Here is a 24,327-nt window from a genome sequence, read left to right on the forward strand (position 1 = left end):
GGCCCTTCGTGCTGCCTGAAACCAAAGCGCCCGTCCGGCCGCCGCTTTCGGCAGATGTCAGGGATCGAGCCGCACGGCCCCCTGAGCCGCATTGCCCACATGCGCCGCATAGACCTTCAGTGCACGGCTCACCTTGCGCGGGCGGTCTTCCACCGGCTTCCAGGCCTTGGCGCCCTTGGCCTCCATCGCCGCGCGGCGCCGCGCGAACTCTTCAGCGGAAACCTTCGCATGGATCGTCCGGTTGGGGATGTCGATCTCGATGAGGTCGCCTTCCTCGATCAGGCCGATGGCGCCGCCTTCGGCTGCTTCCGGGCTGACATGGCCGATGGAAAGGCCGGAAGTGCCGCCGGAGAAACGCCCGTCCGTGATCAGAGCGCAGGCTTTGCCCAGCCGCATCGATTTCAGATACGAGGTCGGGTAAAGCATTTCCTGCATGCCGGGGCCGCCGCGCGGGCCTTCATAGCGCACGATGACAACATCGCCGGCTTTCACCTGCTTGCCCAGAATGCGCTTGCAGGCTTCTTCCTGGCTTTCGCACACGATGGCCGGGCCGGAGAATTTCAGGATACTGTCATCCACGCCGGCCGTTTTCACCACGCAGCCCTGCTCGGCAATATTGCCGAAGAGAACGGCGAGGCCGCCATCCTTGGAGAAGGCATGTTCCGCCGAGCGGATGACGCCTTTTTCACGATCCGTATCCAGAGCTTTATAGCGGCGCGACTGGCTGAACGCCTGCGTCGTGCGCACGCCGCCCGGCGCGGCCAGGAACAGCTCCTGCACTTCGGGATCATTGGTGACGGCAATGTCCCATTTGTTCAACGCTTCGGCCATCGTGGGCGAGTGGATCGTGCGCACGGACGTGTCGAGCTTTCCGGCACGCGCCAGTTCGCCCAGGATGCCGAAGATGCCGCCGGCGCGGTGTACGTCTTCCATATGCACATTATGCACCGCCGGGGCGACCTTGCAGAGGCAGGGCGTCACGCGGCTGAGGCGGTCGATATCGTCGAGGGTGAAGTCTACCTCGCCCTCGCGGGCCATGGCCAGCAGGTGGAGGATGGTGTTGGTCGATCCGCCCATCGCTATGTCGAGCGTGATGGCATTCTCGAACGCCGCCTTGGTGGCAATGCCGCGCGCGGAGACGCCGGTGTCGCCGTGCTCGTAATACATCTTCGTCAGCTCGACGATGCGGCGCCCGGCGCGGCGGAACAGCATCTCGCGGTCGCCGTGCGTCGCCAGCGTCGAGCCATTCCCCGGCAGGGCAAGGCCGAGCGCTTCGGCCAGGCAGTTCATCGAGTTCGCCGTGAACATGCCTGAGCAGGAGCCGCAGGTGGGGCAGGCATTCTTCTCGAACTCGTCAACTTCGGCGTCAGTGCGCTCCGGATTGGCCGCCTCGATCATGGCGTCGATCAGGTCCACCGCGCGCAGCTCCCCGTCGATGTTGACCTTGCCCGCTTCCATCGGCCCGCCGGAGACGAACACGACCGGAATGTCGAGGCGCAGCGCGGCCATCATCATGCCGGGCGTGATCTTGTCGCAATTGGAGATGCACACCATCGCATCGGCGCAATGGGCGTTGACCATGTATTCCACGCTGTCGGCGATCACTTCGCGCGAAGGCAGGGAATAGAGCATCCCGTCATGGCCCATGGCGATGCCGTCATCGACCGCGATTGTGTTGAATTCCTTCGCTACGCCGCCCGCCGCGACGATCTCGCCGGCCACCAGCTGGCCGAGATCCTTGAGGTGCACATGCCCCGGCACGAACTGGGTGAACGAGTTTACCACCGCAATGATCGGCTTTCCGAAATCGCTGTCCGTCATGCCCGTTGCGCGCCAAAGGCCGCGGGCACCGGCCATGTTGCGGCCGTGGGTGGAGGTGCGTGAACGGTAGGGGATCATTGGCTCAGGTCTCGATACATACGCAAAATTTTGCCTTCCGGGGCGGAAATGAAGCCGGAAAGCGGTGAATTCACCCGCTCTTTAGCATCTACGGGAAAGATTGGAATGGGCCAGATGGCGGATTGGGAGGTTATAGCGTTGGGCTATTGTTCACCACCCGCTCGCGGATGGCTCATCCTGAGCGAAGTCGAAGGACGAGCCGGGGCTTGGGGCAGTCCTGCGTGGCCCATCCTTCGACTTCGCTCAGGATGAGCGGTGGCTTGTGCTGGGGGCGCGCTCCCGGCGGCTCAATGCGCCGCCGCCCAGTTGCTCGCCGCCTTGGCTTCCACCACCAGCGGCACGGAAAGCTTGAGCGCCGGTCCATCAGCCGCCGCCATCGTCTTCTGCACCAGCGCGATCAGCTTCTCCGCTTCCTTCTCCGGGCATTCGAACACAAGCTCGTCATGCACCTGCAACAGCATCTTCGCTTTAAGGCCAGCCTCGCCCAGCGCCTCCGGCATCCGGATCATCGCGCGCTTGATGATGTCGGCGGCTGAGCCCTGGATCGGCGCGTTGATCGCCTGCCGCTCGGCGAAGGACCGGGCCGGGCCCTTGGCTTTCATGTCCGGCAGGTTGATCTTGCGGCCGAAGGCGGTGCGCACAAAGCCGGTCTCGCGGGCGAACTCCTTGGTTTCGTCCATATACTGACGGATGCCGGGGAAGCGCTCGAAATAGGTCTTGATATACTGGTTCGCCTCGCCCGCAGGAATGCCGAGCTGGCGGCCAAGGCCGAAGCCCGAGATGCCATAGATGATGCCGAAGTTGATCGCCTTGGCCTGCCGGCGCACCATCGGGTCCATGCCTTCGATCGGCACGCCGAACATCTCGCTCGCTGTCATCGCGTGAATGTCCAGCCCCTGCCGGAACGCATCCTTCAGCGCCGGAATGTCCGCCATATGCGCGAGGATGCGCAGCTCGATCTGCGAATAGTCCGCCGAGACCAGCACATTGCCGTCTTCGGCGATGAACGCCTCGCGGATCTTGCGGCCTTCTTCGGTCCGCACAGGGATGTTCTGAAGGTTGGGGTCGGTTGAGGAAAGCCGTCCGGTCTGCGCGCCGGCCATCATGAAGCTGGTATGCACGCGGCCGGTCTTCTTGTTGATCGCCGCCTGCAGGGCTTCGGTATAGGTGGAGCGCAGCTTCGACAGCATCCGCCAGTCCACAATCGTGCGGGGCAGGGCATGGCCCTCTGCGGCGAGCCCTTCGAGAACATCCCCATCGGTCACCCAGGCGCCGGTCTTGGTCTTCTTGCCGCCGGGCAAATTCATCTCGTCAAACAGGATTTCGCCAAGCTGCTTGGGAGAGCCGATGTTGAAGCTGCGGCCTGCCTGCTCATGCGCCTGCGCTTCCAGGCCTGCCATGCGCTGGTTGAAGTCTGCCGACAGGCGCGACAGCATCTGCCGGTCCACCTTGATGCCCGCCCGCTCCATCTCCGCCAGCACCGGCACCAGCGGACGTTCCAGCGTTTCGTAAACCGCTGTCATATGCTCCGTACGCAGACGCGGTTTCAGCGTCTGCCAGAGGCGCAGGGTCACATCGGCGTCTTCGGCGGCGTATTCCGTGGCCTTGTCGAGGGCGACCTGCGCAAAGGTTTTCTGGCTTTTGCCGCTGCCGGCGACATCCTTGAAGGTGATGGGCGTATGGCCGAGATAGCGCTCGGAGAGCTCGTCCATGCCGTGGCCGTGGATGCCGGCATTCAGCGCGAAGGAGATCAGCATCGTGTCGTCGATAGGCGCCACGCGAATGCCATGCTGCGCGAACACGCAGAGATCATATTTGATGTTCTGGCCGATCTTCAGCGTGGCCGGGTCTTCCAGCATCGGCTTCAGAACTTTCAGCGCATCCGCCATGCGGATCTGCCGCGGCGGATCTGCGCCGAACATGTCGCCGTCGCCTTTGGCGTCAGGGTCGACATGCGCCAGCGGAATGTAGCACGCCTCGCCGGGGCTGAGGGCCAGTGACACGCCGACGAGGCCGCCGGAGACGGAGTCCAGACTGTCCGTTTCCGTATCAACGGCGACGTGGCCCTGCGTCATCGCGCGGGATACCCAGTCTTCCAGGGTCTTCAGATCACGGATGCAGGTATAGGCGGACAGGTCAAAGGGCTGGCCTTCGGGTGTGGGCGCTTCGAGGGCACCTTCCATCTCCATCTGCTCGCGCACGCGGCGGGTGATGGTGCGGAACTCCATCTCCTCCAGAAAGCCGATCAGCTCCTTCGGGTCCGGGTCCTGCACGGCCAGGTCTTCCAGCGGCACCTTCACCGGCACATTCTCTTCGAGCTGCACCAGCCGTTTGGAAATGCGGATCTGGTCGGCAAAGCCGATCAGCGTTTCCCGGCGCTTGGGCTGTTTGATCTCTTCGGCGCGCGCCAGCAGGGTTTCGAGGTCGCCATATTCACTGATCAATTGGGCAGCGGTCTTGATGCCGATGCCGGGCGCGCCGGGCACATTGTCCACGCTGTCGCCGGCGAGGGACTGCACATCCACCACGCCTTCGGGGCCGACGCCGAATTTCTCGATCACATCCTCGCGGCCCAGCAGCTTGTTCTTCATCGGGTCCATCATCAGCACCTTGTCGGAAACAAGCTGCATCAGGTCCTTGTCCGACGAGACGATGGTGACGCGGGCGCCCTTGGCTTCGGCCTGTTTGGCATAGGTGGCGATCAGGTCGTCTGCCTCGAACCCGCCCTGTTCGATGGCATGGGCGGCAAAGGCCACCGCCGCGCGGCGCACGAGGGGAAATTGCGGCACCAACTCCTCTGGCGGGTCGGAACGGTTGGCCTTGTAGAGCGGGTAGATCTCGTTCCGGAACGTCACTTCGGAGGCATCGAAGATGCACGCAAAGTGCGTCGGCCGCTGCCCGCCTTTCAACTCCTCCAGCAGCTTGAACAGCATGTTGCAGAAGCCGGCAACGGCGCCCACCGGCAGGCCATCGGATGAGCGTGTCAGCGGGGGCAGGGCATGAAAGGCGCGGAACACATAGGCGCTCGCATCGATGAGGTAGAGGTGGCTGTCCTGGGTGATGGGCGCCGTGGCCATGAGCGATTCCTTTATTTGTTCCCGGTTTAGCCCGCATGATCGGCCACGTCACCCGCTGGCCCGGAAATCAGGCGCATTGCCTGTCGATTCGCCACCTTTCGTCTAAGTAATGCGCCGGGGCCAATTTTGTCTTTTCCGTGGCAGCTGGGGTGTGCTAATTATGCAACATGGACCGTGATCTGGACTTCGAAGAAGCGACGGCCCTTATCCCGGCTGTGCAGAAGCATGTGCCGAAGGCGCCGTGGCATCTCCCCGTTATAGGGGCCATCGCCGTGTTGTGGAGCCTCCTGGGCGTCTTCGACCTTCTGGCGATGATCACCCGCTTTGCGCCCTATATGAACCAGATGCCGGAGCTGACACGAGAGTTCATCTACGAGCTTCCGCCGGCAGTGATCATCCTGCGCGCGGTGGCAGTTTTCGCCACGCTTGCCGGCGCGGTCTACCTTATCCGCAAGCGGCTCACCGCCGTCCGGATCCTCGCCCTCGGCGCCACGGCGACCATTCTGGGCATCGGCTTTACCTTCGCCAATGGCGCGCCCGATGATGGCACCATCCACGCCGTCTCCATGTTCACGATCGTGGTCTCTGTCCTGCTGCTCTATTACGCGCAGACCTGGGCGAAGTTCGGCGTGCTGAAGTAGGCCTCCGGCCGCCCAGATTGCGCTCCCCCGAAATCGGCGTACACTTCCCCTACGTCAGGGAGGGCGCGCATATGACCGAAGATACATCCGTAATCGCACCGAAAGCAGGTTGGCATATCTGGCTCGTGGGCATTCTCGCGCTCTTCTGGAACGCCTTTGGCTGTTTCGATTTCGTGATGACGGCCACGCGCAACGAAGCCTATCTGAAGCCCTATCCGCAGGAGATGCTGGACTACTGGTTTGCCATGCCCTGGTGGGTCTGGGCGGTCTGGGCGCTCGGTGTATTTGGCGGCTTTTTCGGCGCGGCCGCCTTGCTGCTGCGCAGCGTCTGGGCGGTGAGGCTCTTTGCCCTTTCGCTGCTCGGCGCCGTCATCAGCCTCGCCATCGGCATCATGGCCACCGACGCGCCGAAGATGGAGGGCGCAGAGTTCTTCCCCTATGTCATCATCGCGATCGCGCTGGTCCAGCTCGGATATGCCTGGTGGCAGATGAAGCGCGGCGTCTTGCGCTGAACGCAATTCGCTCTAGCCTCCCGGCGAGAAGTTCAGGGAGGAACAACATGGTCAACGAAAAGAACCAGACATGGGTGCTGCGCAATCGTCCTGTGGGCGATCTGAAAGAGGGGGATCTGGAGCTGGTCGAAACGCCGCTCGCCCCGCTCGAAGACGGACAGGTGCGCGCCAAGACGATCTATCTCTCGCTTGATCCGACCAACCGTATCTGGATGAGCGATATGGACGCCTATCTGCCGCCCGTGCAGATCGGCGACCCGATGCGCGGCGGCGGGCTCAGCGTGATCACCGAAAGCCGGTTTGAGGGCCTCGCGCCCGGCGACATCGTCAACACCGGCTTGGCTGGCTGGGCGATCTACAACACGCTGCCTGGCGCCGCGCTCACCAAGCTGCCCAAGCTGCCGGGCGTACCGCTGACGGCTTTCATGGGGCCGCTCGGCGCCACGGGGATGACGGCCTATTTCGGCCTGATGGACATCGGCAAGCCCAAGGCGGGCGAGACGGTGGTTGTGTCCGCTGCCGCCGGCGCCGTCGGCTCCATGGTCGGCCAGATCGCCAAGATCCAGGGCTGCCGCGTCGTCGGCATCGCGGGCGGGGCCGACAAGTGCCGCTGGCTCACAGAAGTCGCCGGTTTTGACGCCGCCATCGACTACAAGAATGAAGATGTCGGCGCCGCGCTGGACAAGCATTGCCCGAAGGGCATCGACATCAACTTCGAGAATGTCGGCGGCAAGATCATGGATGAGGTGATCGCGCGCCTGAACGACTTCTCGCGAATGCCGCTCTGCGGGCTGATCTCCACCTACAATGCCACCACGCCCGTGCCGGGCCCTTACAACTTTGCCAACCTGCTGATGCGGCGGACGTTGGTGAAGGGCTTTATCGTCATCGACTATTTCCCCCGCTTCCCGGAAGGCATGCAGCAGATGGCGCAGTGGCTGATGGAGGGGAAACTCAAATTCGAGACCGATATCGTCGAGGGCTTCGAGAAGGCGCCGGCAAGCCTCTCGCGCCTGTTTGAGGGCAAAAATCTCGGAAAACTCGTGGTTCAGGTCAGTCCGGAGCCGGTTTGAGGCTCAGGTTCAGCTTGCGTTCATGCGCCCCATTACCAGAATGTCATTCATGAAGTCTGGGAGTGGGAAATGGGACGGCATGCGGGACTGGGGACACGGGGATGGATTGCAGCCGCAGCGCTGATCGGCGTTGCTGGCTGCAGCCATTCTGACTGGGAGGCGGTTGCCATGGGCCTCAATATGGCGGCTGACGAAATGGCCGTCACGCTGACCCAGACCCCTCGCTATGGATGCGATTACAATGCTCAGGGGTATGCCGTGTGCGACGACACTGGCGATGGCTTTGCGGACCGCTACGCAGATCCGGCCTGGGATTATGTGCCCGGCTACTATGTCACCCCCGCCACCCGCATCAACGATTATGGCGAAGCCTTCCAGTACAATGCCAGCTGCGACTGCTGGCACCGCGAGCCATCGCTCGACACCTATCCCAAATAGCCGCCGCAATTCCGGGCGCAGGAGCGGAAGGAAACAAAGGCGGCTGCCTGCGCGCTTGCGCTTCGCCCTGTGCGCTGCTCATATGGCCGGAGAACACACTCACCGTGGGGAGAACGCGGTTGAAGTTGCGCCGTCTGTTTGCTGTGGCTCTGTTCCTGGCTGCGTGCTGGGCGGGGCCTGCTTTTGCCAAACCCGCCGTCGAAGATGCTCCGCTCAAGGACTGGGCCGTCGGTATCCTGGCAGCTGACTGGCGCGACAGTGAAGGCGCCCCCATCGATGCCTTCGAGAATGCGCGGCGCGATCTTGCCCGCGGCTTTGCCGATGTGGGGTTCAACCCGGATAACATCACCCACATGTCGCTGCGCCCAAGAGAGCTGGGCGGCATTTCGCTGCGTTCGGAGGAGGTGTTTTCTGCCTTCGGAGAGCTGGCAGCCAAGGCGCCAGCGGGCTGCCTCTTCTATTTCACCTCGCATGGTGTTCCCGAAGGCATGGTGCTGGGCACGGAAGGGCTGATCAGCCCCAGGAAACTCAATGGCCTGATCAGCCAGTGGTGCGGGCAGCGCCCGACGGTGGTGGTCGTCTCGGCTTGCTTCTCCGGCGTCTTCGTGCCGGAACTGGCCGCGCCGAACCGGCTGGTGATGACGGCGGCCCGGCCGGACCGCTCCTCCTTCGGTTGCGGCGCGGGGATGATCTATCCGGTGTTTGACCAGTGCGTTCTGGATTCCCTGCCGGGTGCGGACGATTTCGTCCACCTCTCGAACATGACGCGCCGCTGTGTTGCGATGGAGGAGCGCCAGCAGCGCCTCTGGCCTCCGTCCGAGCCGCAGTCCGATCTGGGCGCCGATGTGGAAGACCTGCTCGTCTTCCTGGATTTTGAACGGTCCGCGCCCTAGGCCGCGTTCAGCGCCGCAAAACCCGCCTCAAGATCTGCCTTGAGATCGCTCACCGCTTCCAGCCCCACATGCACCCGCATCAACTCGCCGGGCTTCTGCCTCGTCCAGCATGTGCCGCTGCGTGTCAGCTGGTCATCGCATGGAATGATCAGGCTCTCGAAACCGCCCCATGAAAAGCCCATGCCGAACAGGCTGAGGGCCTCGAAGAAACGCTTCTTCGCCTCTGCCGGATAGTCCTTCAGCACGAATGCGAAGAGGCCATTGGCGCCCGTGAAATCCCGTTTCCACAGGGCGTGATCGGGGTGGGAGGGCAGGGCCGGATGGATGACGCTGGCCACTTCCGGCCGTGTCTCCAGCCATCTGGCCAGTTCCAGCCCGGCAGCCTCATGGGCTTTCAGGCGCGTCTTCAGGCTGCGAATGCCGCGAATGGCCAGATAGGCATCATCCGGAGCAAGGCCGATGCCCCAGTCTTCCGAACAATTGGCCACCTTGTTGGCAAGGCTGAGCTCATTCGTCATCACCGCGCCGCCAAACGCATCCGAATGGCCCACCACATATTTGGTCAGCGCCTGCACGGAAATATCGGCGCCCAGAGCCAGCGGCTGATAGTGCAGGCCCGCGCCCCAGGTATTGTCGCAGACGATCCGTATGCCGCGCTTCTTCGCCACCTCGGCAATGGCCGGCAGATCGGAAATCTCGAAGGTCAGGGAGCCGGGGGATTCCAGCAGGATCGCCTGCGTGTTCTCCCGGAACAGGCGTTCAATGCCCGCGCCGATGCGCGGATTAAAGCGCTCCGCCTCCACGCCCATCGTTTTCAGGCGCTTTTCGCAGAAGCGCGCCGTCGGCCCGTAGGCGCTGTCGGTAAACAGAAGATGCCCGCCGGCTTCCACCACGCTGGCAATCCCCAGCGCGCAGGCCTGCAGACCATTGGAGGCCAGCCGCGTATGCCTGGCGCCCTCAAGAATGCACATGGCCGCTTCCAGTTCGCGGTGAACCGTCAGCCCCATCCGGCCATAGGTCGGCTTGGGCCCATAGAGCGCGGCTTCGGTGCGGAACAGAACGGTCGACGCCCGCTCCACCGGCGGGTTCACCGTCACGCGGCCAAGGCGCTCGGCGCGCGTATGGATCAGGCGTGTTTCGGGGGCTGCGTCATCGTTTGCGCTCATGGCGCGCCCCGCACGATCGGCCGGGAGGGATCAGACGCCCATTCCGTCCACGAACCATCATAGACGGCGACATCCCAGTTGCCGAGGCGCGCAAGTGCCAACGCCGTGATCGCCGCCGTTACGCCGGAGCCACAGGTGGCCACGGTCGGCGCGCCCGGATCGGGCATCAGGCGGCGCAACTCTTCGGCCGATTTCATGCGGCCATCTTCGGAGACGAGCAGGCTGCCCGGCACATTGATGCTGCCGGGGATATGGCCGGAGGGCAGCCCGGCGCGCGGCTCGGGATCTCGCCCGAAGAAGCGTCCATCCGGGCGGGCATCGATGATCTTGACGCGGGCAGAGCCGACGAGCTGCTCCATATCCCGCGCATCCATGATCAGGTCGCTGCGTACGCGCGGGGTGAAGTGGCGCTCGCCCGGCGGGGTGGGCAGGTCGTCCAGCGCGCCGCCTTCGGACACCCAGGCGTGCAGCCCGCCATCGAGCACATACACATCCTTGTGCCCCATCACGCGCAGCATCCACCAGGCGCGGGCGGAGGCAAAGAACCGGTTCTGATCGTACACCACAATGCGGCTGCCATCGCCGAGGCCCAGCTTGCGCGCCCGCGAGGAAAACTTCACGGCATCGGGCATCATATGCGGGTAGGGGGAGGCGGTGTCGGCGATCTCGTCAATGTCGAAATAGACCGCCTTCGGAATATGTCCCCGCTTCCAGGCTTCGCGCCCGGTTTCCACCGGATTGGTCCAGGAGGCAAACCAGGTTGCGTCCACGATGCGCACATCCGGCGCCGTTATGTTGGTCATCAGCCAGTCTGCGCTGACCAGCGGGTCGCCTTGCTCGCTCATCATTTCGTCTCCATCCATGGCGGAACCGGCAGGCCCTTGGAGCGCAGGAATTCCGGATTGTAGAGCTTGGTCTGGTAACGGTTGCCGTAGTCACACAGGATCGTGACGATGGTGTGCCCCGGCCCCAGCTCCCTTGCCAGGCGGGCCGCCCCGGCTACGTTGACGCCGCTTGAGCCGCCAAGGCACAGCCCTTCATATTCCACCAGATCGAACAGATAGCGCAGCGCCTCATCGTCATGGATGCGCCAGGCCTTGTCGACCGGGATGCCCTCGAGGTTTGCCGTGATGCGCCCCTGGCCGATGCCCTCGGTGATGGAGGTGCCCTCGGCTTTCAGTTCGCCCGTGGTGTAATAGGAAAAGAGCGCCGCGCCGCCGGGATCGGCCAGGCCGATGGTGATCTTCGGATTGCGCTCCTTCAGGCCAAGGGCAATGCCGCCCAGCGTCCCGCCGGAACCGACCGCGCAGATGAAGCCGTTCACCTGGCCCTGCGTCTGATCCCAGATTTCCCGCGCGGTGGTGTTGTAATGGGCGCGGCGGTTGGCCTGGTTGTCGAACTGGTTGGCCCAGATCGCGCCGTTCGGTTCGCTCGCGGCCAGCTCCTCGGCAAGGCGCCCGGAATAGCGCACATAATTGTTCGGGTTGGCATAGGGCACCGCGTCCACCTCGATCAGCTCGGCGCCGAGCAGGCGGATGGCGTCCTTCTTCTCCTGGCTCTGTGTGCGCGGCATCACGATCACCACCCGGTAACCGAGCGCCTTGCCCACCAGCGCAAGCCCGATGCCGGTATTGCCCGCGGTGCCTTCCACGATCGTCCCGCCGGGCTTCAGCGCGCCGGAGGCTTCCGCTTCCCGAACAATGCCCAGGGCAGGGCGATCCTTCACGGATTGGCCGGGATTGAGGAATTCGCATTTGCCGAGAATTTCACAGCCCGTCTCATCCGATACACGGTTGAGACGGAGCAGCGGCGTGTTGCCTATGAGGTCGATGACAGACCTGTGGATGGTCATGGGGCGTTACTCGATTCTGACACTGGGTTGCTTGAATGCAGGCTACGCGCCGCCGTCAGCGCGTTCAATCCGCAAGGGCTGCGAAACTGCCGCGGCGTATGCCCGGTTTGCGGGTGAAAAGGGGCTGGTGGCACCCGCCGTCAACTCACATGTCCCTTAAGCGGGCGTGGAACCATCTCGCCGTAGCGGGGTTAATTCGCTGAAGGCGGCTGCGAGTTGGCCGCCCCTGCATTTCCGGTCAGACAGCTCAGATTGATCTATTTCGCCTGGCTGGCCGTACAGAGGTCACACAAGCGAAAGGATAACTCACATGCTCGTCAAGCGACTGGTTTTGTCCGCATCTGTCCTGATTTTTCCGTTCAGCGGCGCGGCGACAGCGGATAACGCCCCCGTTCCGCAGCCCGCAGGCATCACGCAGGCTTGGCAACCCGCGCCGGGTGACGTGATCCGCTTCGATGTTCTGCGCAAGGGCAGCCCGTTCGGGTCCCACCTCGTTACCTTCGATGAGGGCCCCGATGGCGCCCTTGTGGCAAAGACGAAGATCAACCTGAAGGCCGGCCTCGGCCCGATTACGGTGTTCCGTTATGATCACACCGCCAGCGAAGTCTGGCGGGAAGGCCAACTCGTCGAGGTGGCCGGCGAGGTCAATGACGATGGCAAGAGGGCTTCGATGGAAGCTGTCCGGAATGGCAACGCATTGGCCGTGCAAGGCACGCTGTTTTCCGGCGAGGTGCCCACCAATGTGATCCCGGCCAGCCACTGGAATTTTGCCCAGACGCAGACGCGGAACCTGCTCTCGACCGAAGATGGCGAAATCTACGACATCAAGGTCACGCCGAAAGGCCGCGAAACGATTACCGCCGCCGGGCGCGAGATCGAGGCCAATCGCTACCTTCTGGAGTCCGATCTGGACGTTGATCTCTGGTATGATGATCAGGGCCGGTGGGTGAAGCTCGCCTTCGAGGCGCGCGGCCAGCAGATCGAGTACGTCCTCAACCAGATGTATTGATGCGCCGGGAGCCTGGGGGTGGGGACATTGAGGCTCGTGCTCGGCGACCAGCTGTCGCCGGACCTCTCGTCCCTGAGGGATGCCGACAAATCATGTGACGTTATCCTCATCGCGGAAGTGAGGGAGGAGGCGACCTATGTGCGCCATCACAAGAAGAAGATTGCCTTCCTTTTCGCGGCAATGCGCCATTTTGCAGAGGAATTGACGGTCTCCGGCTACAGGGTGCGGTATATCCGCCTTGATGATCCCGCCAATCAGGGCTCGCTCAGGGCTGAAGCCGCGAGCGCGCTGGAAGAGGTGCCCGGCCTCGATAGACTGGTGGTCACCAAGCCCGGCGAATGGCGCCTGCTGCAGGATATGGAGCAATGGGGTACGCTGTTGCCCGTGCCTGTGGAGCTGCGGGACGATACCCGCTTCATCGTGCCGCTGACGGAGTTTGAAGCCTGGGCAAAGGGGCGCAAACAGTTGCGGATGGAGTATTTCTACCGCGAGGTTCGCCGCAAGACGGGTCTGCTGATGGAGGGAGACCAACCTGAAGGCGGCCAGTGGAATTACGACGCCGAAAACCGCAAGCGCCTTCCCAAATCCATGGTGACGCCCCCGCGTTTCTTGCCCGAGGCCGATGCGCTGACGCGCGAGGTCATGGCGCTGGTTGCCGAGCGCGTTCCGGACCATTTCGGCGATCTTGAGCCTTGGGTGTTCGCGACGACGCGCGCGGGAGCCGAGGCGGCGCGGGACCATTTCATCGCCGAAATCCTGCCGGGTTTTGGCGACTGGCAGGACGCCATGGCACGCGGCGAGCCGTGGATGTGGCACTCGCTGCTTTCGGTCTACATCAATTGCGGCCTGCTGGACCCGCTGGATGTCTGCCGCCGCGCAGAAGCGGAATGGAAAGCGGGCAGGGCGCCGCTCAACGCTGTTGAGGGTTTCATCCGGCAGATTATCGGCTGGCGGGAATATGTGCGCGGCATCTACTGGCTCAAGATGCCTGGCTATGCGGAGATGAACGCTCTGGACGCGCATCATCCGTTGCCGGAATTCTATTGGACCGGAAAGACCCCCATGCGCTGCATGGCCGAAGCGATCGGCCAGACCAGGCGCTATGCCTATGCGCATCATATCCAGCGGCTGATGATTACCGGCAATTTCGCCCTGCTTGCCGGGCTGTCGCCGGCGCAGGTTAATGAATGGTATCTGCTGGTCTATGCGGACGCCTATGAATGGGTGGAACTGCCCAACACGCATGGCATGGCGCTGCACGCCGATGGCGGCCTTATGGCGTCCAAGCCCTATGCGGCCAGCGGCAACTATATTTCGAAGATGTCGGACTATTGCGAAGGGTGCCCCTACGATGTGAAGCGCCGGACCGGCGAAAAAGCGTGCCCTTTTAATTTTCTCTATTGGGATTTTGTCGACCGCCATGAAGCGCGCTTCAAAAACAACCCACGGATGGCCGTGATCTGTAAATCCTTAAACAGGATGAGCGTTTCGGAACGCGCTGAGATACGCTCCGAAGCGGCTGGTTTCCTTCGTGAGATCGGCCTGAATTCCCCGTAACAATCGCATTTCCACAGGGAGATAGATCAAATTTCATCGATCCCGGTCGGCAGTGGCTAACCCGCTTGCGGTAACAATGTTCAGTAGAAGGCGGGACACTTAAAGCGTGCGGGAGATGGGGTAATGCCACATGGCCAGGACGGCTCGGCGACGCTTTGGTCGCTGAGGAAACTTTTGCAGGGTGTGGAGGTGCCGGAAAAGCATGTGCCCGCGTTGCGTGCCCAACAGATGAATTCGATGAGCCGGATCACCAATGTGATCATCCTGTCGAATGTTCTGAACATCATCGCCATTCTTGGCATTTTCCTGAACTATGGCCAGATCCACTTCCTGGCGGCGTGGTCTGTCTGTGGACTGATCATTAACATCGGCGCCTGGTTCAAATATCGCCATTTCCTCCGGATCGATTCGCAACAGCGCAGCAACCGCCGCGCCATCGCTGACTTCACCCGTGTTGCCATTTGCAACGGGGTGCTCTGGGGGCTGGCGCCCATCGTTGTGCTTGGAACGGCTGATGTTCAGGGCCAGATGGTGATGGGCATCATCACGGCCGGCATGATGTTCGCGGGCGGTTTCCTGCTGTCCCGCATCCCCGTTGCAGCGATCTACTATATCGTTCCCACGGGCCTCGGCCTGGCGACGGCGCTGATGCTTCAGACCGGGCCGAAATATGCCATCCTTTCCATTTTGATGGTGTATTATCTGATCGTTCTGCTGGTCGCCGTGGCATGGACCCACCGGCAGTTCGTGGAACAGTTCCTCGGCCGGGCAGCCATTCAGGACCAGTCACAGCTGATTGGCCTTCTCCTGCGCGATTTTGAGGAAAGCACGTCCGATACGCTCTGGCAGACGGATGCGAATGGTGTGCTGCAGGAAATTCCGATTGTCAGCGAGGCAGGCGATGCGGCCTGGAGCAAGAGTGACATGTTGCGCCGCGGCGCGGTGTTTACGGAAGTCTTTCATTCGGGTGACGCCCGCAGGGCGCTGGAAAAGGCAGTCAATGCCCGCCAGCCGTTCCGCGATAGGGTCGTTCCGATCAAAGGTGCGGACGGAGACCTGCGTTGGTGGTCGGTGACCGGCAAGCCTGTCGTCGAACACGGACAATTCCTTGGCTATCGCGGCGTTGCGGCAGACGTGACTCAATCCAAGAAGATCGAAGACCGCATCGCGCACATGGCGCATTTCGATAGCCTTACCGGTCTGCCCAATCGCATCACGATGCAGGATCAGCTGGAAAACCTGCTGCGCCGCCCACCTGTTGCGCCGGCCTGCCGGGCGCTGATGATGATGGACCTCGACAGCTTCAAATGGGTAAACGACACGCTCGGCCACCCGGCAGGAGACGAGCTGCTGCGCCAGGTCGCCTCGCGTATCCGCGCGCTGTCGGAGCCCGGAGACCTCGTTGCGCGGCTTGGCGGCGATGAATTTGCAATGGTCGTAGAGCGGTCAAGCAGTGACGCGCTCCGCAGCTTTCTTGACCAGTTCGCCTCCGAAATGAGCGCGCTTTATGATGTCTGGGGATCAACCGCGAATTCCTCCGCCTCTATTGGTGTACGGTTGTTTGATCCGACGATCCGCGACAGCCGGGCCATGTTTCGCCAGGCAGACCTTGCGCTCTATCAGGCCAAGCATCTGGGCAAGGCCAAGTGGTGCATGTTCGAGGACGAACTCGAGCAACGGGCTCAGGCCAGGCTGGATATTCAGGAAGAGTTGCAGCGCGCCATGGAGCGCAACGAGCTGCGGATCCACTTCCAGCCCATCGTTGACGCGCAGACGCACGAAACGGTTGCCTGTGAAACACTTCTCCGTTGGGAGCATCCTGAACGCGGGCTGGTCTATCCCGGCGAGTTCATCGAGCATGCAGAAGAAAACGGCCTGATAACCCGTATGGGAGAATGGGTGATCCGGGCTGCGCTGACCGAGGCCGCCCGCCTGCCGGAGCATGTCCGCATCTGCGTAAACATCTCACCCCTGCAGGTTCACTCCGCCTCGCTCACCACCACAATTGTCAGCGCAATTGCCGCCAGCAAGCTGGACCCCAGCCGGCTGGAACTCGAGATCACCGAGACGGCCCTGATGAGCAATACCGAGTTCACGCTGCGCCGCCTGCACCAGCTTCGCTCGCTGGGTGTACGCATCGCGCTGGACGATTTCGGGACCGGGTTCTCGTCCCTGAGCTATCTGCGGTCTTTCCCGTTTGACCGGATCAAGATTGACCGCACATTCGTCAGCGAAATCGAAACCCGCTCCGACAGCCAGGCGATCACCCAGTCCATGGTAAGCCTTGCGCGGTCGCTGGGTATGCAGTGTACGGCAGAAGGGGTGGAGACCACGCTTCAGGCGGAATATCTGCGCGAACTCGGTTGTGAGGAATTGCAGGGTTTCTTCTTCAGCCGTGCCCACCCGCTGGAACAGCTCGCTCACATCGTGCCGCTGCGACAGGCGGTCGAGGTCACCTCACCGCCGCAGGTGCTGGAAGCGGCCGTACAAAGCCGGGCCAGCTGAGCGCCCTTTTGGGGGCTCAGCCGGCACGCCTTATTCTCCGTCCTCGTCCTGCTTGGGTTCTTCAGCGGGTTTGGGCGCGGCGCGGCGGCCGAAGAGGTTACCGATCGCGTCACGCGCCGCTTTCTCCGCTGCGTCTTCCAGCTGTTGCTCAACAGGAGGCGCAGGGGCCTGAGCCGCAGGTGTTTCGTCCTCATCCTGGCCGGCAGGGGGGGGCGTCTGCGGCGTTGCGGCCGGCTGTTTTCCGCCAATGATATTGCCGATGATCGCTCCGGCAACATCGCCGGCCCGGTCGTTCACTTCCTGTTGCAGGCGACCTGTCAGTTCTGCCTGCAAGGCCGATTGAACGCCTGAGAAGTCCGGCGTTACCTTCAGCGCGTCCCAGCTGCCTGACAGGCGCACGGGCACCGGAATGCCGTTGAGCTGCACCACCGCCCCCTGGCCCTGACCGCTCCTGTCGATGGCTGTTGCCAGGCGCACGTCAAGGGACTGCCCGCCAATGTCGATCTTGCCGCTGCCGTCGATGCCCAGCACCGGGCTCAGCAGTTTAAGGACATCCACTGTGGCGACGCCATTCTGGACACTGAGCACTGTGTTGAATGTGGTGAACTCGGTTTCGGCCGCGGGCGAAAGAACGCCGCGGAAGTCCAGATTGTTCAGGCTGCCGGTAGTGAACGCCTGTTGCAGCGACTGTGCGCTGCGCACGATCTGCGTGACGTTCAGACCCTTGAGCGCGCCTTCATTCAGATTTGTCGAGAGCTCTCCGTTCAGCCCGCGCATGATCTCGTCGATCGAGGCGCCGCGTGCAGAAGCATTGACCTTGAACGCGCCTGTGCCGGTCAACTTGTCAAACCCTGCCAGCGTTCCCAGCAGGTTGGAAATGGCGACGCTGTTGCCTTCCATTGCAAGGTTCACCGCCGGGATCTGGCTGCCCGCATCTACCACCATCTGACCTTTCCAGTTTCCGCCAAAGGCCTTGAACTGGGAGAGATCGGTCGTCAGCTTGCCGGCGTTCAGATTGGCGGCCAGCGCCGCATCAGTCAGCACGACACTGCCCAGGGTCAGCTTGCTTGTCTTGATGTTCAGATCCGCATCGGCGGCCTGCAATCCGGCAAGGTCGAGCTTGTCCTTGCTCCAGGCTTCCAGCGGCTGTTGTTGCTGCGGCTTCTGGTCGGCGGGCGCCAGGAAGGGGGACAGGTCAAGCGCGCCCATGTCGAGATTGCCGGTCAGGCGGGGGCGTTCGCCTGTGAGGTCGATGCCCGCGGTGCCCTTGGCAGTAATGTCATCGAGCTTGAGATCGAGGCCCGTCAGCGCAATTTTCGTAAACGTTCCGCTGGCCAGTCCCCTGGCGCTGAAGCTGCGAAGAGTAGAGCCTGGCGCCATCTCGACCTCGGCGGCTGCCAGCAGGTCTCGCAAGCGCTCGCTTTCCGCCGAAAGCTGGCCCTTCAGGCTGCCATCGCCGCCCAGGCCCACATCCCCCTTATAGGAAGCGGTCAGAATGTCGCTCTGCTGGGTGAATTCCAGCCCTGTCAGAACAAGCCCATCCACGGGCCCGCTGATCGCAGAGGAAAGCTCCACTTTGCCAAGCGCGGTCGAGGCCGGCAGATCAAACTCCAACTGGCGCGCCAGCTCTCCCGCATTGGAAGAGCGAAGGTCCAGCCTGCCATTGAGCGACGGCACTTCGCCCAGCTGAATGGTGCCGGCATAGTTGGCGTTGATGAGGGCGCCCTTTATGCCCAGCTTCTCGAAGCTGAGATCAGGCTGGAGCAGGGATCCGCTGACCTTGCCCTTGATATCGGCCCCGCCCAGGGGGGCGAGGTTGAGAGGCATCTCGACAGCAGCAAACCGGGCAAGCTCCGCCAGGCTCGGCGCGTCGAGGCTCAACTCGCCGGAGATGGTCGGCGCTTCGGAGAGATTGAGCTGTCCGGAGAAGCTCGTCTTGGCGAGGTTTGATGTCTGGGTGAGTTTGTCGATATCGACTACGAGGGCGTCGGCAGGGCCTTTCAGGCGGCCTTCCAGATTGATCTTGCCCAGCTTGGAAAGATCGAAGGGAACCTCTGCCCCGGTGAGCGCGGCAAGGGCCGGAAGCGCGTCCGAAGACGCCCGGAATTGTCCCTCGATGTCCGGTATTGTCCCAAGCTTGACCGATCCTGTGTAATGGACCTTCCCGAACGGCGTCTCCAGGTCGGCCTTGATATCTGCCGGCCTTTCCTTGGTCAGGGCGTCGATGGTTTCAATCGTCGAATTGATCTCGAAGGGGTGGGCCTGAAAGAACCCCTTCGCTTTCAGCCGGAACGGCTCGTCGGTCGACGCCATCGAGGCAAGTAGATCAAGGTCGCGCAGCTCATAATATTCGCCAGTGCCCGCGTCCCGGTAAGTCAGCGACGCATTCTGCAGCCGGGCCTGTTCCACCCCGCCATTGAATCCCTTCTGCTCTGCCGGCGACCGCGTTGGGGCGGGCGGGGGCTGTTCAGCCGGGGTGAAGACCCAGTTGGTCTGTCCATCTGCAAGTTTCTGCAGGGACACCTTCGCGTCTACAAAGGCCAGTTCCTTTACCTCAACCCGGCGGGAAAGTAGCGGCATCAACCGCACCGAGCCGCGAAGTTCACCGGCTTCGACCATGTAGGGGCCATCAAATCCAGGCGGATTGGCCACCGTTACCCCGCCCACGCTGGCGGCAATCGACGGAAATATCGAGATTTTTACATCACCGGTCAGGGAGATCTGGCGTTGCAGCGCCTGTGTGGCCGCGCGTTCGATCTGGGCCCGGTAAACCTCCTTGGGCACAAGGAAGGGCACCGTCACGAGCGCGATCAGGAGCAGGGCGATAACGCCGCCAGCAATCAGGCCGATGCGTTTGATATTCATGGGGCGAATCCCGACTTTTGCGTAATTCAGTATCACATGGGTTCGGAATGTGTCGTGTGAATGGCAAAGCGGGCATAAAAGGGGGGAAAGGCGCCTGCGCAGGGGCACAACACATGCTTGTGAATTGCGTGAAGAAGTGTGCTTGACCCATCCGCCATGCTTGATTAGAGAGGCGCTTCGCTTCCGAAGGGGGCGGCAGAAAAATGCGCGGGTGTAGCTCAGTCGGTTAGAGTGCCGGCCTGTCACGCCGGAGGTCGCGGGTTCGAGCCCCGTCACTCGCGCCATTCCATTTGGAATGAACTCCAATAAAATCAAAGACTTAGGTCGGTTTCTGGAGTTCGAATCCCGTTGTTCCCCAAAACTGGGATACAAATTGGGTACAAAGTGGGATACAAAGAGGGCTGGCTGACGGCCCGTCTGACCGCTTTCCACGGGCTCCTCAGGCAGGATGAAATGGGTGAACCAGGCGCGCATGGCCGCAACCCGTCACAGGTCAGCCACCACCCCTGCTATGCGCTCCAGAATGGCGTCGAAGGGAACCTGCTCGCGATAATAGAGGGCACGGGTTGCGGCATAGGCGGATGCATACGCTCTGCGTGTTGTTTTATCCTCAAGCAGAAAGGCGTCGTTCCTGCTGAGATCGGCGACATCGTCATTCCGGAATCGCTTTTGCTTGTGGGCGAAATAGTCGTCCGTGCCGATGAATGACTGGACGTCTTTCGCGCCGAGAAGGCAGTAGACATCATAGTAATGCCGCATGAAATTGACGGGCATGTCTCCGGACTGCTGTTGCAGCCGGTACTTCGTGGAGATCGTCTGCAGCTTTTCGACGAATGTATAGCCAGGTTCATAGCAGGGCACGTTGATCGCCCGGTTGTCCGTCAGCCCCCGGACACCGCTCCCGACGGCGAGATCATAAGCCCAGGACGAGATCGTGCAGGGCCTGTTCGGCGCAACCTGATCAAATCCCGCCTCAAGCAGGATGCCTGCCTTGAGACCATCCGGTAACGGATGGACCGGATCATATTGCAGCCGGATCCCGGCGCCTCTGTAATAGCGCGTGTCATCAAAGTCAGTGTCTCGGGCGGCCCCGGTGATCCCCGGAATTTTTATGGTGCCTGCAAGGCTGTTGAAGAACGCCAGCCTTGCAGCGACCTGCGCTGGTTTATTGTGGTTCGGTCCGGTTTGCAGATCCTCCCGAGGATGGATCAGGATGTCGATATCCTCAGAAAACCGGTCAATCAGACCATAGCCTTTCGACAGGGACGTGCCGCCTTTCAGCTCGAAGACAAAACCCTGCTGTTGCAGTCCCCAGAGGCAGTGCATGATCCAGTAGTCTTTTTCGATCAGTCCAGGATCAATCTTTTCGTTGCGTCCCGCGACGGCCAGAAGATCAGGAAAATCCCGAAGCGTGTGCAGCAGCATTATGCAGTTACCGTATGCGGATCTTCCAGAACAGGCTCCAGCAGCCGCTGCGCCCGGGCAGAGCCGAACTCCCGGACTGCCTTTGCCAGCCGATTGCGGTTCATGCCTCGCGCCCGCGCCAGCGCCCTGGGCAGAACAGACGACTGATCTTCGGGCAGGCGGTGGAGATTGTGAAGCAGATCGACCAGCAGGACTTCCGTGCTCAGCTTTGCGGGCAGGCAGGCGCGCATCCGGAAATCATACCAGCGCCCGTCCAGTTCGAAACGGCCATGCCGTTTGCGGTTGTACACGACCGGCTCATTGTAAAGCTGCGTCGTGCCAAGTCCGAGACTGTTATAGGCGTTGGGCGACACGATCAGAAAGCGGCTGTCTCCCAGAAAAGCTTCCACCAGCTTTTGCGGATCGGCCGGCGCCAGCCCAAAACGGGTTTTGCGCGGTGCCATGTAAAGTCCGGCTCCGACTTTCTCAAGCCGGCCCTCCGCCAGAAGCCGCTGGAGGTGGCGGTCGACAGCCGTCGACCAGCGCGCAAGATCCCGGCGCCGGTATACCTCGCCTGGCCGCAGGTGTTTCGTCAGATCTGTCAGTGCCGTCATCGCTGCGCTCCTCACGTCCTATATACGGTAGGGAATGGCAATATGCAAGTTTTCTTATTGAAAATTCATGCAAATCAGGGGCGCTTTCCAGTGCAAGCGCCCCGCTGGTCACCTGTCAGCTTTTAGTCACGCGGGACCGCCCTAAGGGTGGGAGCATCAGGCGGGCAGAGAAACGGATATGTGCGCCCGGGTATTCAGACGGGTGTCTCCTGCGCTCCCCCGAACGCGTTTGCCGACCCTGAAGTCCGGGTCCATGATCTTCCCGATCGGGAAGATTTCATATGATCCGCAACGCCTCAGAATTCGGCCAGATGGTTGCCCGCGCGCGCAAGGCGCTGGGCATTACCCAGCGCGAGCTCGCCCTGGCCATCAATGCCGGAGAGCGCTTCATTGTGGATCTGGAAGCTGGCAAGCCAACCGCCCAGCTGGGAAAGGCGCTCGCCGCCGGCGTCCACCTGGAAGATGTCTCCGGCAAAGGCTTTGACACGGCACGCAGATGAGGTTGCGGGCCTATGACAACACTATGAGCGTTGACGTTCCCGCCCGCCAGGGCGGAAATTACTTTCCGGCCTGCGGGCCGAGGGCGCCGATAAGGTGAGGGGCGGCAATTAAGGGTAGAAATTGATATACAAAATGGGATACAAGGAGCGATGGCTGAGCTCCGCGATCCTGACAGGTTTCTCCTCAAGCGCGGCAACCGCTGGTATTATCAGCGGCGCGTTCCGAACGCGTTTTCCCATCTTGATCACCGGGCCTTCGTGAAGGTCTCCCTGAAGACCGGATCGCAGGAGGTCGCGCGTCTTCGCCGGGACCAGCTTGCAGAGGCAGATGATCAGTACTGGATGGCGCTCGCGGCTGAAGCGGGCAGCCCCGGCGGCAGAGGGCCGGCCCTTCGCGCGGCGCTCGAGCATCGGTACAAGGCGGCCATCTCCCGCGCCATGGCCTATGGGTTTTCCTACAAGCCGGCCGAACCGCTCGCCGAGAGCCAGGCAATCGCCGAGCTGATGGAGCGTATCCGGATGCTGGAGGCGCAGGCCGGCAAGGGCGGGGATCCGCGCCGCGCAGACGCCGAAGCCCTTCTCGGCGGATCACCCGATCCGTCGTCCAGCATTACGGTGTCCGAGGCGTTCGAGCTCTACGTCAAACGCATCGCGTTCGATGACCAGTACAACAAGTCGAACGCCCAGCGCCGGTCCTGGGAGAAGACAAAGCGAACCTCGATCAACTACTTCATCGACCAGATGGGCGACCTGCCGCTGAGCGACATCACGCGGGAGAAGGCCCTCGAATACCGGGACTGGTGGATGGAGAAGATGCAGCCGCAGGCCGATGGCTCGGCGCCGGTCGCGCCCAACACAGCCAACCGGCATATCGGAAACATCCGCTCGCTCTATGAGCGCTACTTCAAGCATATCGGCGCGGCCGATGTGGAAGATCCGTTCCGGGACTTTTACTTCAGCGGCAAGACCGAGGTGAAGCGCGCATCATTCAGCAATGAGTGGGTGAGAAGCCGTATCCTCGTGCCAGGCTTGTTCGAGGGGCTGCGGCTGGAGCTGCGCGTCATCATTTACCTCCTCATCGAAACCGGCGCACGCCTCAGCGAGCTTGTGAACCTGCGCCCGGAAGACATCCGGCTAAATGCCAAAGTCCCGCACATCGCGATCCGGCCCGAGCAGAACCGGGAGCTCAAGACAGATGATTCCCGGCGTGAGATCCCGCTGGTCGGCGTCGCTGAAATCGCGATGCGTGCCTGCCCGGAGGGGTTTCCCTACTATTACGACCGCAGCACGCTGGTGTCAGCGAACTTGATGAAGGCATTCAGGCAGAGAAAGCTCCTGCCAACATCCGACCACGTCATATATTCTTTCAGGCATTCGTTTGAAGACCGCATGCTCGAAGGCGGGCTCGACTACGGCCTGCGCTGCGCGCTGATGGGGCACAAGAACAACCGGCCGGAATACGGGATGGGCGGGTCGCTGGAATACCGGCGCGCGGAGCTATTGAAGATTGCGCATCCGTTTGAGGCGGGGGTGTTTGGTGCCGGGTAGGCTGGGTAGTGCATGATCTCAAGCTGTACTTATACCGGCTGAAAATCCAACAACGAAGGCGCTTCATTCCTGAAAGCCGACATTGGCAGACCGGGTCTCGAAAGGCGGCTAATCGCCGATTCCGGTCATTGATGAACACCGTCGCAAAAGTCATCCCAACGCGGCGAGATTTACCTATCCGCCGACCGATAGCTGATCAAATGAACCGTTCCACCCCTGCAATTCCCTAGCAATTAGAGGCGCCTGTTGATGTCATTTTTCTTCCCGATATGCTCTTAAGACCCTCGAGTTTGCCCGATTGTCATTTTCTTTGAATCCGATCACATAAATTCCTAAATAAAGTTGAAGTGCGGATAGATGCCCCAAGATCATCAAGCCATCATCGACGAGCTAATCGCTTATGCAAACCTCACCCGAGATTCTAGTCAAAACGAGGCAGAAACTCGGCACAAGATAATCGACACAATCCTCCAAGAAGTTCTGTCCTGGCCGAAGAACCGATTGAAAGTAGAGGATGAACCACGCCGGGTTTGCCGGAGGCCATTTTCTTTGAGAGAGTGGCCCTATGACAGACAAGAAGCAGAGACCTCATTACTCGCCTGAGGTGCGTGAGCGAGCGGTTCGGATGGTGATGGAACACGGCGGGGAGTATCCGTCGCAGTGGGCGGCGATCGTCTCGATTGCCGGCAAGATCGGGTGCGTTCCGCAGACGCTGCATGGCTGGGTCGCGCAGGCCGAGCGGGACGCCGGCAAGCGGTCCGGGCCCAGCACTGA

General features: G+C 61.8%; 19 protein-coding genes and 1 tRNA gene. 12 read left to right on the forward strand and 8 right to left on the reverse strand.

Features of this window, described 5'->3' with window-relative positions; all coding sequences use genetic code 11:
* Positions 1 to 57: 57 nt before the first annotated feature.
* Positions 58 to 1,899 (reverse strand): dihydroxy-acid dehydratase, encoded by a 1,842-nt coding sequence (gene ilvD, locus BBF93_RS06475; RefSeq protein ID WP_114105365.1) that lies wholly within the window; start codon positions 1,897 to 1,899, stop codon positions 58 to 60.
* A 287-nt stretch (positions 1,900 to 2,186) separates the two neighbouring features.
* On the reverse strand, positions 2,187 to 4,976 hold the full coding sequence (gene polA, locus BBF93_RS06480; RefSeq protein WP_114105366.1) for a DNA polymerase I: 2,790 nt from the start codon (positions 4,974 to 4,976) through the stop codon (positions 2,187 to 2,189).
* A 167-nt stretch (positions 4,977 to 5,143) separates the two neighbouring features.
* On the opposite strand from polA, the gene BBF93_RS06485 reads away from it, so the two are divergent.
* The 5 genes from BBF93_RS06485 (at position 5,144) to BBF93_RS06500 (ending at position 8,533) form a co-directional block, all read left to right on the forward strand.
* On the forward strand, positions 5,144 to 5,617 hold the full coding sequence (locus BBF93_RS06485; protein WP_035595780.1) for a hypothetical protein: 474 nt from the start codon (positions 5,144 to 5,146) through the stop codon (positions 5,615 to 5,617).
* 71 nt (positions 5,618 to 5,688) lie between these two features.
* Entirely contained in the window at positions 5,689 to 6,129 is a 441-nt protein-coding gene (locus BBF93_RS06490) for a hypothetical protein (protein WP_051612362.1), read from the forward strand.
* A gap of 47 nt (positions 6,130 to 6,176) precedes the next feature.
* Entirely contained in the window at positions 6,177 to 7,202 is a 1,026-nt protein-coding gene (locus BBF93_RS06495; RefSeq protein WP_114105367.1) for an NADP-dependent oxidoreductase, read from the forward strand.
* 69 nt (positions 7,203 to 7,271) lie between these two features.
* Positions 7,272 to 7,640 (forward strand): hypothetical protein, encoded by a 369-nt coding sequence (locus tag BBF93_RS19465; protein WP_162786436.1) that lies wholly within the window; start codon positions 7,272 to 7,274, stop codon positions 7,638 to 7,640.
* 119 nt (positions 7,641 to 7,759) lie between these two features.
* Positions 7,760 to 8,533, forward strand: coding sequence for a C13 family peptidase (locus tag BBF93_RS06500; RefSeq protein WP_162786437.1), 774 nt, complete (start codon positions 7,760 to 7,762; stop codon positions 8,531 to 8,533).
* Here the strand turns inward: BBF93_RS06500 and metC are convergent.
* The 3 genes from metC to BBF93_RS06515 are packed head-to-tail and all read right to left on the reverse strand — an operon-like array spanning position 8,530 to position 11,551.
* On the reverse strand, positions 8,530 to 9,699 hold the full coding sequence (gene metC / locus BBF93_RS06505; protein WP_114105369.1) for a cystathionine beta-lyase: 1,170 nt from the start codon (positions 9,697 to 9,699) through the stop codon (positions 8,530 to 8,532). The genes BBF93_RS06500 and metC overlap by 4 nt on opposite strands.
* Complete coding sequence (locus BBF93_RS06510) at positions 9,696 to 10,544, reverse strand: sulfurtransferase (RefSeq protein ID WP_114105370.1); 849 nt, start codon at positions 10,542 to 10,544, stop codon at positions 9,696 to 9,698. The genes metC and BBF93_RS06510 overlap by 4 nt, the downstream gene beginning before the upstream one ends.
* Positions 10,544 to 11,551 (reverse strand): cysteine synthase A, encoded by a 1,008-nt coding sequence (locus BBF93_RS06515; protein WP_035595770.1) that lies wholly within the window; start codon positions 11,549 to 11,551, stop codon positions 10,544 to 10,546. The genes BBF93_RS06510 and BBF93_RS06515 overlap by 1 nt, the downstream gene beginning before the upstream one ends.
* Before the next feature lie 310 nt (positions 11,552 to 11,861).
* On the opposite strand from BBF93_RS06515, the gene BBF93_RS06520 reads away from it, so the two are divergent.
* The 3 genes from BBF93_RS06520 (at position 11,862) to BBF93_RS06530 (ending at position 16,622) form a co-directional block, all read left to right on the forward strand.
* Positions 11,862 to 12,560 (forward strand): DUF6134 family protein, encoded by a 699-nt coding sequence (locus BBF93_RS06520; RefSeq protein WP_051612360.1) that lies wholly within the window; start codon positions 11,862 to 11,864, stop codon positions 12,558 to 12,560.
* An 18-nt stretch (positions 12,561 to 12,578) separates the two neighbouring features.
* Positions 12,579 to 14,117, forward strand: coding sequence for a cryptochrome/photolyase family protein (locus tag BBF93_RS06525; protein WP_114105371.1), 1,539 nt, complete (start codon positions 12,579 to 12,581; stop codon positions 14,115 to 14,117).
* Between the two features lie 123 nt (positions 14,118 to 14,240).
* On the forward strand, positions 14,241 to 16,622 hold the full coding sequence (locus tag BBF93_RS06530) for a bifunctional diguanylate cyclase/phosphodiesterase (RefSeq protein WP_114105372.1): 2,382 nt from the start codon (positions 14,241 to 14,243) through the stop codon (positions 16,620 to 16,622).
* Positions 16,623 to 16,652: 30 nt separating this feature from the next.
* Here the strand turns inward: BBF93_RS06530 and BBF93_RS06535 are convergent, their stop codons facing one another.
* The gene (locus BBF93_RS06535; RefSeq protein WP_114105373.1) at positions 16,653 to 19,487 is read right to left on the reverse strand and encodes an AsmA family protein; all 2,835 of its coding nucleotides are present in this window, start codon (positions 19,485 to 19,487) and stop codon (positions 16,653 to 16,655) included.
* Between the two features lie 207 nt (positions 19,488 to 19,694).
* Between BBF93_RS06535 and BBF93_RS06540 the strand changes: the two genes are divergently transcribed.
* Positions 19,695 to 19,771: transfer RNA gene (locus BBF93_RS06540), tRNA-Asp, on the forward strand.
* Between the two features lie 202 nt (positions 19,772 to 19,973).
* On the opposite strand, the gene BBF93_RS06545 is transcribed toward BBF93_RS06540, so the two are convergent.
* Together BBF93_RS06545 and BBF93_RS06550 are read right to left on the reverse strand one after the other, a co-directional pair.
* Positions 19,974 to 20,912, reverse strand: coding sequence for a nucleotidyl transferase AbiEii/AbiGii toxin family protein (locus tag BBF93_RS06545; protein WP_233349297.1), 939 nt, complete (start codon positions 20,910 to 20,912; stop codon positions 19,974 to 19,976).
* Complete coding sequence (locus BBF93_RS06550; protein WP_114105375.1) at positions 20,912 to 21,505, reverse strand: hypothetical protein; 594 nt, start codon at positions 21,503 to 21,505, stop codon at positions 20,912 to 20,914. Before BBF93_RS06550 ends, BBF93_RS06545 begins: the two co-directional genes overlap by 1 nt.
* A gap of 281 nt (positions 21,506 to 21,786) precedes the next feature.
* Between BBF93_RS06550 and BBF93_RS06555 the strand changes: the two genes are divergently transcribed.
* From BBF93_RS06555 to BBF93_RS06565, 3 genes are all read left to right on the forward strand, one after another.
* Positions 21,787 to 22,005: a DNA-binding protein gene (locus BBF93_RS06555; RefSeq protein ID WP_114105376.1), complete on the forward strand. Its 219-nt coding sequence runs from the start codon at positions 21,787 to 21,789 to the stop codon at positions 22,003 to 22,005.
* Between the two features lie 150 nt (positions 22,006 to 22,155).
* The gene (locus BBF93_RS06560; RefSeq protein WP_233349298.1) at positions 22,156 to 23,553 is read left to right on the forward strand and encodes a DUF6538 domain-containing protein; all 1,398 of its coding nucleotides are present in this window, start codon (positions 22,156 to 22,158) and stop codon (positions 23,551 to 23,553) included.
* 565 nt (positions 23,554 to 24,118) lie between these two features.
* On the forward strand, positions 24,119 to 24,327 hold a 209-nt coding region (locus tag BBF93_RS06565), incomplete at its 3' end, for a transposase (protein WP_162786438.1).

Origin of the sequence: Hyphomonas sp. CACIAM 19H1 (genome assembly GCF_003325995.1) — a bacterium.
Lineage (GTDB): Bacteria > Pseudomonadota > Alphaproteobacteria > Caulobacterales > Hyphomonadaceae > Hyphomonas > Hyphomonas polymorpha.

Excerpts from the sequence above, each read along its gene's own strand:
- ilvD (WP_114105365.1), bottom strand. The coding sequence starts at position 1,899 with ATGATCCCCTACCGTTCACGCACCTCCACCCACGGCCGCAACATGGCC.
- polA (WP_114105366.1), bottom strand. The coding sequence starts at position 4,976 with ATGGCCACGGCGCCCATCACCCAGGACAGCCACCTCTACCTCATCGAT.
- BBF93_RS06485 (WP_035595780.1), top strand. The coding sequence starts at position 5,144 with ATGGACCGTGATCTGGACTTCGAAGAAGCGACGGCCCTTATCCCGGCT.
- BBF93_RS06490 (WP_051612362.1), top strand. The coding sequence starts at position 5,689 with ATGACCGAAGATACATCCGTAATCGCACCGAAAGCAGGTTGGCATATC.
- BBF93_RS06495 (WP_114105367.1), top strand. The coding sequence starts at position 6,177 with ATGGTCAACGAAAAGAACCAGACATGGGTGCTGCGCAATCGTCCTGTG.
- BBF93_RS19465 (WP_162786436.1), top strand. The coding sequence starts at position 7,272 with ATGGGACGGCATGCGGGACTGGGGACACGGGGATGGATTGCAGCCGCA.
- metC (WP_114105369.1), bottom strand. The coding sequence starts at position 9,699 with ATGAGCGCAAACGATGACGCAGCCCCCGAAACACGCCTGATCCATACG.
- BBF93_RS06510 (WP_114105370.1), bottom strand. The coding sequence starts at position 10,544 with ATGAGCGAGCAAGGCGACCCGCTGGTCAGCGCAGACTGGCTGATGACC.
- BBF93_RS06515 (WP_035595770.1), bottom strand. The coding sequence starts at position 11,551 with ATGACCATCCACAGGTCTGTCATCGACCTCATAGGCAACACGCCGCTG.
- BBF93_RS06520 (WP_051612360.1), top strand. The coding sequence starts at position 11,862 with ATGCTCGTCAAGCGACTGGTTTTGTCCGCATCTGTCCTGATTTTTCCG.
- BBF93_RS06530 (WP_114105372.1), top strand. The coding sequence starts at position 14,241 with ATGCCACATGGCCAGGACGGCTCGGCGACGCTTTGGTCGCTGAGGAAA.
- BBF93_RS06535 (WP_114105373.1), bottom strand. The coding sequence starts at position 19,487 with ATGAATATCAAACGCATCGGCCTGATTGCTGGCGGCGTTATCGCCCTG.
- BBF93_RS06545 (WP_233349297.1), bottom strand. The coding sequence starts at position 20,912 with ATGCTGCTGCACACGCTTCGGGATTTTCCTGATCTTCTGGCCGTCGCG.
- BBF93_RS06550 (WP_114105375.1), bottom strand. The coding sequence starts at position 21,505 with ATGACGGCACTGACAGATCTGACGAAACACCTGCGGCCAGGCGAGGTA.
- BBF93_RS06555 (WP_114105376.1), top strand. The coding sequence starts at position 21,787 with ATGATCCGCAACGCCTCAGAATTCGGCCAGATGGTTGCCCGCGCGCGC.
- BBF93_RS06560 (WP_233349298.1), top strand. The coding sequence starts at position 22,156 with ATGGCTGAGCTCCGCGATCCTGACAGGTTTCTCCTCAAGCGCGGCAAC.